Annotated in this window: 11 protein-coding genes; 2 read left to right on the top strand and 9 right to left on the bottom strand. The window is 56.8% G+C overall.

The genetic code is table 11. From position 1 onward, the window contains the following. Positions 1-286: 286 nt before the first annotated feature. From BSP239C_RS19900 to BSP239C_RS19875, 6 genes are all read right to left on the bottom strand, one after another. Positions 287-1,768: an NAD(P)/FAD-dependent oxidoreductase gene (locus tag BSP239C_RS19900; protein ID WP_096163129.1), complete on the bottom strand. Its 1,482-nt coding sequence runs from the start codon at positions 1,766-1,768 to the stop codon at positions 287-289. A gap of 176 nt (positions 1,769-1,944) precedes the next feature. Further along, the gene (locus BSP239C_RS19895) at positions 1,945-2,610 is read right to left on the bottom strand and encodes a response regulator transcription factor (RefSeq protein ID WP_205677171.1); all 666 of its coding nucleotides are present in this window, start codon (positions 2,608-2,610) and stop codon (positions 1,945-1,947) included. Beyond that, positions 2,607-3,773 (bottom strand): sensor histidine kinase, encoded by a 1,167-nt coding sequence (locus tag BSP239C_RS19890; protein ID WP_096163128.1) that lies wholly within the window; start codon positions 3,771-3,773, stop codon positions 2,607-2,609. The genes BSP239C_RS19895 and BSP239C_RS19890 overlap by 4 nt, the downstream gene beginning before the upstream one ends. A 104-nt stretch (positions 3,774-3,877) precedes the next feature. Continuing rightward, entirely contained in the window at positions 3,878-4,666 is a 789-nt protein-coding gene (locus BSP239C_RS19885; RefSeq protein ID WP_165771877.1) for an ABC transporter permease subunit, read from the bottom strand. A 1-nt stretch (position 4,667) separates the two neighbouring features. Beyond that, the gene (locus BSP239C_RS19880) at positions 4,668-5,633 is read right to left on the bottom strand and encodes an ABC transporter ATP-binding protein (RefSeq protein ID WP_096163126.1); all 966 of its coding nucleotides are present in this window, start codon (positions 5,631-5,633) and stop codon (positions 4,668-4,670) included. Next, the gene (locus BSP239C_RS19875) at positions 5,630-6,028 is read right to left on the bottom strand and encodes a hypothetical protein (RefSeq protein WP_133066767.1); all 399 of its coding nucleotides are present in this window, start codon (positions 6,026-6,028) and stop codon (positions 5,630-5,632) included. Before BSP239C_RS19875 ends, BSP239C_RS19880 begins: the two co-directional genes overlap by 4 nt. A 168-nt stretch (positions 6,029-6,196) precedes the next feature. Here BSP239C_RS19875 and BSP239C_RS21495 point away from each other — a divergent pair, with 168 nt between their 5' ends. Continuing rightward, entirely contained in the window at positions 6,197-7,576 is a 1,380-nt protein-coding gene (locus BSP239C_RS21495; RefSeq protein ID WP_096162995.1) for a sensor histidine kinase, read from the top strand. Next, positions 7,573-8,235, top strand: coding sequence for a response regulator transcription factor (locus tag BSP239C_RS19865; RefSeq protein WP_096162994.1), 663 nt, complete (start codon positions 7,573-7,575; stop codon positions 8,233-8,235). The genes BSP239C_RS21495 and BSP239C_RS19865 overlap by 4 nt, the downstream gene beginning before the upstream one ends. 58 nt (positions 8,236-8,293) lie before the next feature. On the opposite strand, the gene BSP239C_RS19860 is transcribed toward BSP239C_RS19865, so the two are convergent. The 3 genes from BSP239C_RS19860 to BSP239C_RS19850 form a co-directional block, all read right to left on the bottom strand. After that, complete coding sequence (locus BSP239C_RS19860) at positions 8,294-8,716, bottom strand: hypothetical protein (RefSeq protein ID WP_096162993.1); 423 nt, start codon at positions 8,714-8,716, stop codon at positions 8,294-8,296. Next, entirely contained in the window at positions 8,713-9,927 is a 1,215-nt protein-coding gene (locus tag BSP239C_RS19855) for an FtsX-like permease family protein (RefSeq protein WP_167854160.1), read from the bottom strand. The genes BSP239C_RS19860 and BSP239C_RS19855 overlap by 4 nt, the downstream gene beginning before the upstream one ends. A 137-nt stretch (positions 9,928-10,064) precedes the next feature. Next, positions 10,065-10,826 (bottom strand): ABC transporter ATP-binding protein, encoded by a 762-nt coding sequence (locus BSP239C_RS19850; RefSeq protein ID WP_096162991.1) that lies wholly within the window; start codon positions 10,824-10,826, stop codon positions 10,065-10,067. Positions 10,827-11,236: the final 410 nt, after the last annotated feature.

Here is an 11,236-nt window from a genome sequence, read left to right as displayed (position 1 = left end):
CGTTTGAGGGCAGAAGTGGTTCGATCTTCTCCCACTGCTCATCAGTGAAGACTCGGTGTCGTTGCTGTGTAGTCACGTCTCCACCGTGCCAGTCCTGGAATGGTCAATAAAGGAGACACGCCCTAGTTCGCCTCTTTGCCCGACGTGACCTCAGCACTGATGATCTGCACGAGCGAGTCGCCTTTGCGCCATCCGACGTCATTACCCCATCGGTCATCCAAGTGCGATCGGCCGAATTTGGATATAACGAAGTTGGGAAGACTAAAGGTTGAGTTGATTCCGGCGATTATGTTGCCGCCAGACTCGGCTCGGAAGAGAACCCGAACTGGGAACGCAGTGCCCTTACAGCTGCGTACCATCCGTTCATTCCGTGCACGCCAGGAGCAGGCGGCGTGGCCTGCGAACACAAAAACACACCAGGAGCACCAAGATTGTACTCGTCCCAAGCCACACGCGGTCGTGCCATCATCCGATAGAAAGTCACGAGACCAGTCGCGATGTCGCCGCCAACGTAGTTCTGATTGTGGTCAGCCATCTGCGAGGCAGGTATCGACACGTAGTCGACAACGGTTTCGCGGAAACCGGGAGCGAATCGTTCGATCTGCCCAATGATGCTTTCTGCTGGATCCACTGAACAGTTAAACGGCACGTGGCAGTATGTCCACAGAGGACGCAGACCGCCGACTTCCCGTCCTGGATCGAACACAGTCGGATCAGATACCAAGCACACTGGATATTCGGGCATGCGACCGTGCGCGACCTCTGCTTCAGCGAAAGCCATCTGAGCACGAGTTCCACCAACATGAACAGTTCCAGCTCGACCGACCTCGGGATCTGCCCACGGGACCGGACCATTGAGAACAAAGTCAACTTTGGCTGCAGCATTGCCGCGTTTGAAAGTCCGCAGCGCTTTGTCGACACCCGGCGGCAAGACTCCTCTGAAGATATTCGCCGCGTCGGCGGCCGAAGTGTCAAGGAGATAAGCGTGGGCATGCGGCATATCAGAAACATGTCGAATCCGCGCTTCCGTCGTTATGGCGCCGCCGTGCTCTTCGAAGTCCGCGACCATGCTGTCAACGATCGCCTGCGATCCGCCTATTGGTGCCGGCCATCCGACTGAGTGGGCCAGCATGGACAGCATCGTGGCAGTTGCAGCAGTGGCCATGCTGGGAAGTTTGCCGATCGTGTGGGCAGACACTCCTGTAAACAGGGACTGAGTCGACTCATTGGTGAAAGGCATGTTCCACAGGCCCCCGGATTGTGACAGCAATCGCGTTCCGAATCTCGCAATGCTGATGAGCCCCTGAATATCACGAAGAGTTTCAGGAAGAGACCGTTTGTCGCTGAGGGAGAGCCAGATTGAATCGTCGACACGGTCCAAAAGCGGAGCGAAGAAGCGTCGCCACTCAGGTCCGGCCTTGCCAAGATGATCAGTCGTCCTGTTCAGATCGTGGTAGGCCAGCGCGGCGCGCCCTCCGTCGAGTGGTTGAGCGTAGGCGATTTCGGGGGTGGAGAATTCGACTCCGCGAGCACGGAGGTCGAACTCTGCGAAGAACGGGCTGGCCAGTGCGAGGGGATGGCCGGCTGAACATATATCGTGAGTGATGCCCGGAGCTATCCCTAAGTCGAGAGTTCTCGCCCCACCGCCGATAGTAGGTTGCGCCTCGTACACGTGAACGCTCAGTCCGGCGCGCGCCATGGTCACCGCTGCCGACAGACCGTTGGGACCGGACCCGACGACAATGACGTCGACCTCAGCACGATTCATAGAAGCAGTCTAACTTGGCGGCATAACTCCATCCGCCGAAATAGTACGACGGAAATACGGTCCTCGCTCACCAGGCGATCAACTTGGCCAGCGCACCTGGGCTTCGAAAGCGGCGGCCTCGAGTGGGCCCTCTGTCTGTGTCTTTCACACGTGGCTGACGGATGATCAGTCAATCTTCATCGCCTGATCTGTGCGTCTCGAACGATCAACGCAATCTGGAGCCTGCCAGAAACCTCGAGTTTGTTGAAGATGCTGCTGACTTGAGCCTTGACGGTCGGGACAGAAATATAAAGTTCCCGGGAAATATCAGCGTTGGCTTTGCCGTCGCTGATTGCGAGTGCGACTTCCAGTTCTCGCGGAGTCAGTCGCTTCAGTTGCTGTTGCGCGATCTGCTGCCGGTCGGAATTGAGATGCACCAGGCCGATGAGCTGCCGAGACACTGACGGCGACAGCAACGTGTGTCCATGTGCTGCGCTGCGTATCGCCTCCAGCAGCTCTGCCGGTTCCGTATCTTTGAGCAGGTAACCGGTTGCACCAACCCTAAGCGCTTCGGTGACTTCTTCGTCGAGATGAAACGTCGTGAGCATTATGACTGCCGGCGACGCAGGTCTGCGTTTGATCAACTCAGTCGCTTGTATCCCGTTCATCTGGGGCATGCGGATGTCCATGAGGACGACGTCGACGTCCTCGAGATCGGAATCGACGATCTCCTGGCCGTCGGAGAAGCAGCCGAAGAGGATCACTCCATCAGTTGGAGACAGGACAGCTGTTAACGCTGCCCGTACGTAAGGGTCATCATCGACTACAGCGACGGTGATGGCCGATTCTCTGCCCTTCGTCACTTCTCCTCCCACGGCAACCACACTTCCACCTCGAACTTATCCGCAACCGTCCGGCCTGCGGTCAACCAGCCGTCATGGACCTTGATACGTTCCGCCATACCCATCAAACCGAACCCTCCCGAGCTGCCTCGACCATTGTCAGTGCCCACAGCGTTTGTCGACCGAATCGAAAGACCGGATTCGGTGTTCCCCGCGATCACCAAGGTGAGCAGACGATCAGAACTGTGCTTACGGGCATTTGTCAGAAGCTCCTGAACGGCTCGATACGCAATACGTGCGATGTTCGGGGGCAGTCCTGGAGCTAGCGAGACTTCAGCTTCAACGTCTTGGCCTGAAGCTCGCGATTCTTCGACAAGTTCGAGAATGCTCGCTCGTGCAGAATCCCGGTCAATGCGGACTTCGGCGGCCCTTCCCAAACGAACTCCACCGACAACAGTTCGCAGTTCGGCAAGCGCGTCGTTCGAATTCTTCTGCAGCGTTGCCGCAAGTTCGGCCAGGTCCGAGGGAATCTGGTCTCTTCTGAAGCTCAACGCGCCTGCGCTCATGCTGATCAATGACAGTCGGTGTGCCAGTGAGTCATGCATATCCCGAGCGATCTCCTCTCGTTCAACACGGCGAGCCCAATCAGCAACGAGATCACGCTCCCGAGCCAATTGTTCCGCACGCTCTCCAAGTGCTCGTACAACTTCACGTCGAGACCGCATTGCCATTCCCCACCCGACGACAAGCAGAGACCCAAGGCCAAGCGGAATGGCGGCTTTCCAAAAGTCACCTTTGGCAAGAGGTGTTCCCACGAGAATCTGCATGGGGGCACTGATCAGTGCCAACACCGTGATCCACAGGGTTGGGACCAACCGCCGATGGCTTGCCACAGAGAACAATGCGATGAGGCTGGGCCCCGACAATATCGGGAGGACGATCGAGCCGACAATGAGCGTGATGGCCAGAATGATGCCGTATTTCCGCCGCCACCACTGTGCAATGATACTCAGAACACCCACCGTGTAGCTCACGATATAGTATCCAGGCCCGGCATATTTCGGCTCCGGTTCGGGATCGATCACCCACACGGTCACCATAAGGGCGGCAATCGCCATCGCACCGGCGTCCAGCCAACGCTGACGAGTCTCGCGACAAGACTTGTCGAAAGTTTCATCCCCCATATGCCGCTCCTGCAGACTCGGATCTATGTGTCAGTCATACCAGCATGCCGTGTGGCACCAATACCTGCGACCCCCGATCGCCTCGAATGAGTTGGCGACTTCTTCTACTCGTCCCGCCGCAGTTGACTTGCAAACGCCGCTGCAACGAATATCGAGAGCCAGCCGATTGTGACACCGACGGCCGATCCAGTCTCCATATAGCCGACTGTTCCAGGCTGTGCTTGGCCAGTCAGGCTTTCCATGGGTCCCCCTGGCGCAAATCGCACAGCGATCTCGGCCCACGTGGACGAGCCGAGTTCTGCCATCACCATTGGGAAGAAAGCAATCAAGAGTGTGAGTAGAACGGCCCCCGTTGCATGGCGCGTGACGAAGGCCAGGCTCGCAGCGATCAAAGGGTAAATGAGTGTGAACACGCCAGTGACTGTGACAGCTCGGACAGTGCTGACATCGCCCAAACCAATGCTTGGACGGTCGGTTCCCGAGAGAATCAGCTGACCGACTGCGTAGCACAAGAAGGAAAGAACGAGGCCGCTCAGCAGACTGATCGCCGCCACGAACAGCAGCTTCGAAGCGATCAATCGCCCGCGACGAGGTGTCACTGCAAGTGATTGCTGGATCATGCCCGTTGAGTATTCTGTCGCCACGACATTTGCTGCCAATACAACCAGAAGCCATGTTCCAAGGAAGGGACCGATCAAGCTCAACGACAGCGGATTTGCGCTGCCGTCGTTGAACACGGTGATGAGCACAGTGACGAACACTGCCACCCCTATCGAGAGCGCAATCGTCACACTCGTGGACTTGGCGCTCAGGATCTTGACAATTTCGCCCAGCAGGCAATCACGCAACCGTGGACGGGCGCTCTCTATCTGGATTGGGTCTGCGGTGGTCACCTCAACCACCCATTCGTGCAGTCGCCGCCACGGAGGCCAGCGTCGGATCGTTTTCCGTGCCTTCATACTCGAGTGCGCCTGCGGTCAGATCCATAAATGCTTGCTCCAACGTTGTCTGTACCTGAGCCAGGTGATGAAGTGGGAGTCCGCTGTCCGCAACAATCTCGCCGACTTGTGCTGCCGAAAGGTTGCGGATGGTCAGCGTTCTACCACTCTTGTCGGTGTTATCCCGCTCCACGCTTGCGTCGGACCTTTCGAGAAGACGCACAAGCTCGTCGGGCTCGGGAGAGACTGCGACGGTATGACTCGATCGTGCATGCTGATGAAGGTCGGCCATCGTGGACTCCACTATCAAGCGCCCTTGACCGATGACAATGATTCGATCAGCCACTGTCTCCATTTCCGATAGCAGGTGGCTGGAGATGAACACCGTACGACCTTCGTTCGCCAGCTCCTTGAAGAGCGATCTGGCCCACAGCACGCCTTGGGGGTCGAGTCCGTTGATCGGCTCATCGAGAATCAGATGCGTGGGATCGCCGAGTAGGGCGGACGCGATTCCCAGACGTTGGCGCATTCCAAGGGAGAAGTCGCGAACCTGTTTCCGGGCCACCTCTCCCAACCCAGTCTGATCGAGCACGTCATCGATCCGCGACTTTGAAAGTCGAGCAGCTCGCGCCTGCCAGGCCAGATAAGCACGGGCAGTCAAGTGAGGTTGTCGGCTGCCAGACTCAAGCATCGCACCGACAGTGCGTGAGGGAGCCCGAAGGTCAGGAAACTTCTCGCCGTCGACGAGCGCAACACCATCACTGGGACGATCAAGACCCAAGATCATTCTCATGGTGGTCGACTTTCCGGCCCCATTCGGCCCAAGAAACCCGGTGATGGAGCCGTTGGGGACAGTAAACGAAAGGTCATCGACGACAGTGGCATCGCCATAGTGTTTGGTGAGGTGATGGGTTTGAATCACAACTGCCACTCCAGAAGTGCGTCTTCCCAGTCAGGGTTGTCCGTCTTCTCGAGAAATGCCCGGTGGTTGAATAGGATATACATTACGGTTCCGTCTTTGAGTTCGAGAATGACCGGAGCTCCCCATTTGGCCGAGGCGCCGCCGATGAAGGCACCATAATGCTTGTCAAATTGGCGAGTGACTCTCCGAACCGATGTCGGAGAGAGGGTGATTGAACCTTTGGTGTCCCAACTTGTGAGCTCTAGTTGAGGGGCAGTCAAGATCGCTTTGCCTCGATGGGGAAAGAGTGCCCGTTGATTGATCAACGCAGCCGCGCGCTTCGCCGGCCCGGCGTCGGAGAGCTCCGTGCGAAGGGCTGCAATGTACTCGCTTGATCTGATGATTGATGTGTTCATGTCATCGAGCCTAGACATCACAACTGGCTGCTGAATCGGCCTTTAGCGTCGACTTATGCGACCAAAGTATGCAATTTCGCGCGATGTTCAGTTCGCTGTGGTACTTCAGTCAGTCCCTTGGGTACATTCAGGACATCGCCCAGTCTTACGGGAAGCTCAGATTCGAGGATGCCCGTGAACTCTTGTCGCACTGATTATGCAGAGTGTGCAGCAAGTGTGAACTCTGTTCAGCAAGTCGAGCTGATCATTCAATCGACGGCACCAATGCGTATTGGGGGTTTCATGCGAGACACGAAAGACGTTGGAAGTCCATCGGGCCAGCGATCGCTCGAGCGACCGTTTCGACGGATCATCTGCGAGTTCGTCGCAGTTTTGCTTTGGCCATTTGAGTGCGTGGCGATCGTGTTCTTTCCGTTGTTGCCTTTCGCAGCTGCCGGAATCGCTGAGTTCGAGCGAGCCCGAGCACGGGAATGTGGAGAATCGGTCCCCTGCATCAGGCCGAACGGCACTCCATGGATGTCGTGGGGAGCAGTACGTGTCCGCTCATTTCCTTTGTGGTCCCAAGACGTTCCTCTGACTCTCGCGTCGGCATTTATCGGCCTTGCTTCGAGCACAACGTTCGCTGTTGCGCTTATAGCATCGGTGGTTCTCATAGCCACACCAGTTCTTGTCAGTCGGGGAACCGGTGCAGTATTCGGTCCTGTGGAAGTTTCGGACGCGCCCGGTGCGGCTTCTGTAGTTTTGATCTGCACAGTTGTCCTGTTGCTCATGGGCACTTCAGCTGTGTGGCTGTCTCTTCTGCGAGACGCAATCGTCCGTGCAGTGAGCCGTCCAGCGACCTCACAGCTTGTCTCCGAGCTCAGAGATGTCCGGTCCAACCGGGAGGAGATCGTCTCAGCGTTCGAACTTGAGCGACAGCGGATTGAACAGGATCTTCATGACGGCGTGCAGCAAGATCTCTTAGCACTGTCAATGAGCCTCGGACTGCTCGACTACCGTCTCGGGCCGACGAGTGACGAGCATGAACTTGTCTTACGAGCTCGCAGGCAAGTCGAGACATCGCTGCAATCACTGCGAGAAATCGTGCACGGTGTGCACCCAAAAGAACTCTCAGACCTGGGTTTGAGTGCCGCCATCACGGGCCTCTGTGAAAGGTCCGCCGTCGCTGTCGAGATCGATGTCGACGGCAAAACGGACGAGATCTGTTCCACCACAGCTAGCGCACTATACTTCGCAGCCTCTGAGGCGCTGAGCAATGTAGCCAGACATGCAGGCACAGATCGGGCCTATCTCAGGCTCAGACACCTCAATGGCAGACTCTGGTTACTTGTGTCTGACAATGGCAGAGGAACAGCACACATCGATACGAAGAAACGTACGGGCCTCGCCGGTCTGCGACACCGTATGCAGAGTGTGAACGGAGACCTCCACATCTACTCGGATCCGCGCAAAGGGACTCGGATTGAAGCGACTGCTCCCGCCTTGCTCTCAACGACGACGGGCGAACCGAGCCATAACTTGCACGTCAGTGATGAGCGTGAAGCATGAGGATCGTGATCGCTGAGGATGCCGCGCTCATACGCGCGGGCCTGTCAGAGATTCTGACCTCCGCCGGGCACGAGATCACAGGCGAAGTCTGCGACGCCACCGAATTGGAAAACGTGATGAGAGAGCACGCTGAGACGAGTTCTCTTCCGGATCTCGTAGTCAGCGACGTGCGCATGCCGCCGACAAATGCCGACGACGGTCTGGAAGCAGCTGTCCGGCTGCGTGAGAAGCACCCTGACTTGCCCATCGTTCTTCTCTCCGCCTATATCGGGGGGCCATACCTACGAAGACTCGTCCAGAATGAAGCTTCGCAAGGGGGGATCGGATACCTGCTCAAAGAACGAGTGAGTCACGTACGCGAGTTTCTTCAATCGCTCGACGTCGTCGCCAGTGGCGGCTTCGTCATCGACCCGGAGGTTCTGCATGCAGCCATGCACAATGAACAGGACGAATACCCCGGCGGGCGCCTCACTGAGAAAGAACGCCAGGTCATCGAGTTCATGTCTCGTGGCCTATCGAATGCTCAGATAAGCGATCAGCTGAGCATTTCCGCTCAAGGTACGAGTAAACATATTGCATCCATATTCCAGAAGATGGGGCTACATGCTGATGAGGACAACCGTCGCGTGCGAGCGATCCTCCGCTGGCTTCGAACCTAAACGAATGCGATTTCCCTGCATCGCTCCATGACGATGCGTAAAGCGAATTGCTGCGTCATCAGCTTTCGTTGCCGACTGTCTTCAATGGATCGACCTCGGTGCCTTTCGGCACTGTGATCCGATAACTGACCTGACAGATACCAACCGTTGATGCACACGGTTTGCCCAAATCCAGTGTGCCCTGTTCAAGCGTCCATTCCGGATCATCCGGCGCAGTTCCGAACGCAGTGCGATATTCTCGAACTGTGATTGATCCAGGCTTGCCGTGGTCCACTTCCACGTCCGCGTAGTCGTTGGCGACTGCTAAAACTGTCTCGTCGAAATCAAAAGACTCGACGCGTTGTGCATCAGAATCTTTCCCCGTCGAGGGCGGCCCGCAGCCGTTCAAAGCCACCACGAGACCGATGGCAACCAGCCCGAATATTGTCGTCCTCTCCGCAGCAGGCGGCAGCGGCAAACTAACGTTGTTTTGAACACTCACGAATATTCTCCTTGTGTATTTGTTGACCGCGATTTTTCATCGCATTCATTTTGTACAGGCTGATGGAATGAGATAAGAGCGGTACCGATGACCAATCCGGCAGTCGCCAAAGAAATAGCAAGAAATGCCGCCCACGGGAGCTCATACAATGCAGAGCTGAGAGTGACGTCGCTGACGCTGCTCAAGAAGATAATCGTGGCCGAAAGAAACAATGCTCCATACAGGAGAGCTGTGATGGCGTAGATGATGCCTTCAAGGCAGGCTGTCTGCAGAAGCAATTTCTTACTTGCACCCGCAGCGATGAGAAGTCGCCGCTCTCGGCCTCGGGACTGACCGATCAGCGCGATGATACAGATTCCGCCGCCCCATGCGACAACTACCGTCGGCCCGAGCAGAACGCCGATTTCAGTGAGAGAGGTGCCTCCGCCCGAGATGGCACCTCCACCATAAAGTACCGCCAGCAACGACGACGCGATTGCAAACGGCACAACTGTTGCCAGAGTGCGTGAAGCAGCAAAGCGACAAGCTTCGCGAGCAAGATACCATGGGGCGGACTGCGAGAACACGAGAGCCGTCCATCCCCAAAGCAGGGGCCGAATCGTCCACAACGGAACAAGCAATGTTGCAACGATCAAAAGCAGCAGACCTGACAAGGCTCCAGCCGCCCGGTCATCCGAACCGCCCAAAGGCAATAACGACACGGCCAAGAGAATTGCCGCACCTCCGACAAACAGCATGACTGCGACAATTGAGCGTACCCACGCTATATGAGGCCTGTGCGTACGTGCTTCGCGCAAAGCAGTCGCTGCTGAAAGCTTCGACGCTCTCCTGGTGGGCCCCCATGTTCCCCAGACGGCGGCCACCACCACGAGGAGAAGGACTGCGTACGGTTGCCAATATTCGACCACCGGCAACTGACCCGAAGAAACAATGCCGATCGCTGCCCATTGCCAAAGAACCACTGTCGCAGCTGCATACGACAACGGAATCGCTGCTGCTGCGGCAAACAGGACGAGGCATGCAATCTCAACTCTTAACATTCGCTTCAATTGTTTGGGGGTGAACCCGATGAACAGCCACCTCGCATGGTTCTGCGCTTGACTGTTGAGAATGAAGCCAGCGGTCGATCCAACGACCCCGGACGTTGCAGTCAGCGTCAGGAGTGAAACCGTGCCTCCCAGAACCCGAACTCCTTCCAGCGCATCGTTCACGGGGGCAGGCTCAGCTGTGTGCAGCCCGGAGGAGACCGCGATGATGACACCTCCGGCACACGCAGCTCCGAGACCCGCCGATACAAACGCCGGCAGCCAGAGTCGGAAGTGGAATCGGAGATCTGAAAGCATGAATTTCAGCAACGGGGACGCTCCTTGATCTGAAGGAGGCATTCTGAGATTCGCTCCGGAGAACCGCCAGGCAGGTCGAATCTGAAACGTCCCGATTCCATGACGTATACATGATCCGCACGTGCCGCGGCGTGCACGTCGTGGGTCACCATTACGACTGCGGCTCCTTCGCTGGCCGTCCTGCGCAGCCAATGGAGAACCTTCGCTGAAGCGGACAGATCCAACGATCCTGTCGGTTCATCGGCGAAGACGATCTCAGTGTGGTTAGCCATGACTCTCGCGATGGCCGTTCTTTGTTGTTCGCCTCCTGAAAGCTGGTGAGGACGATGGCTCTTCCGATGGGAGAGACCCACTTCGTCAAGGTTCTCATCGGCCTGGGTTCGGCCCATCGGTTGTCTTCGCAATATTGATGGCAACCGGACGTTGTCGCGAGCGGTCAGAGAGTCAACGAGGTTGTGCTCCTGAAAAACAAACCCGATGTGGGCTCGACGTAGAACCGCGCGTCGTTCGTAGCTCAACTTCGAAATCTCAGAGCCAGCGATGACCACCTCACCGGCGTCAGTGTCCTCGAGACCGCTTGCGCAGTGCAGGAGAGTCGATTTCCCCGAGCCAGATGGCCCGACAATTGCGATAAATGTTCCAGAATGAACAGTCATTGATACGTCCGACAGGATGGCCACAGGCTCTTCGTTTCCGGGGCTGGGAAAAGATTTCTGTAAGCCATGAACTTGCAGCGCGGGTAGCCCGGCTCCCGAATTTTCAGTCATAGGTTCATTTCAGCAACTCCGACGGTGCAGGGGAATGGAGCTCCGTCCCGAATATTCGGTAGTGCTGTCTATACCTTGATAAGCAGCAAAGCCATTCACTGTTGCACACGGTCGTGCAGCTGTTGAGCAGCAATGATGATGGGTTGTTTTTCTACGAGGTGGAATACGGCTCAGGGCCGATCACGGAGCAAAACTGAGTTCAATGCTAGGCAGCTGACACCAATACAGACGACGGCATCTAGTCCGTGTGCAATAAATGAACCGACCGCAGTTGGCCCGCCCCTGAGGTTCCCCGCAAGTTGTGGACACTTGATCTGTCTCACGCGGCTTGCGCAGACACTTCCTCTTCACTGACCAGGTCGGTCAGTGAACGTGCTTCCTCGAACTCCACCGGCGTCACCTGACCCAGC

Source organism: Brevibacterium sp. 239c, from assembly GCF_900169365.1.
Taxonomy (GTDB): domain Bacteria; phylum Actinomycetota; class Actinomycetes; order Actinomycetales; family Brevibacteriaceae; genus Brevibacterium.
Note: the sequence above shows the minus strand (reverse complement) of the source record. Positions and strands in the feature narration are given on the sequence as shown.

Excerpts from the sequence above, each read along its gene's own strand:
- BSP239C_RS19900 (WP_096163129.1), bottom strand. The coding sequence starts at position 1,768 with ATGAATCGTGCTGAGGTCGACGTCATTGTCGTCGGGTCCGGTCCCAAC.
- BSP239C_RS19890 (WP_096163128.1), bottom strand. The coding sequence starts at position 3,773 with ATGGGGGATGAAACTTTCGACAAGTCTTGTCGCGAGACTCGTCAGCGT.
- BSP239C_RS19875 (WP_133066767.1), bottom strand. The coding sequence starts at position 6,028 with ATGAACACATCAATCATCAGATCAAGCGAGTACATTGCAGCCCTTCGC.
- BSP239C_RS21495 (WP_096162995.1), top strand. The coding sequence starts at position 6,197 with ATGCCCGTGAACTCTTGTCGCACTGATTATGCAGAGTGTGCAGCAAGT.
- BSP239C_RS19865 (WP_096162994.1), top strand. The coding sequence starts at position 7,573 with ATGAGGATCGTGATCGCTGAGGATGCCGCGCTCATACGCGCGGGCCTG.
- BSP239C_RS19850 (WP_096162991.1), bottom strand. The coding sequence starts at position 10,826 with ATGACTGAAAATTCGGGAGCCGGGCTACCCGCGCTGCAAGTTCATGGC.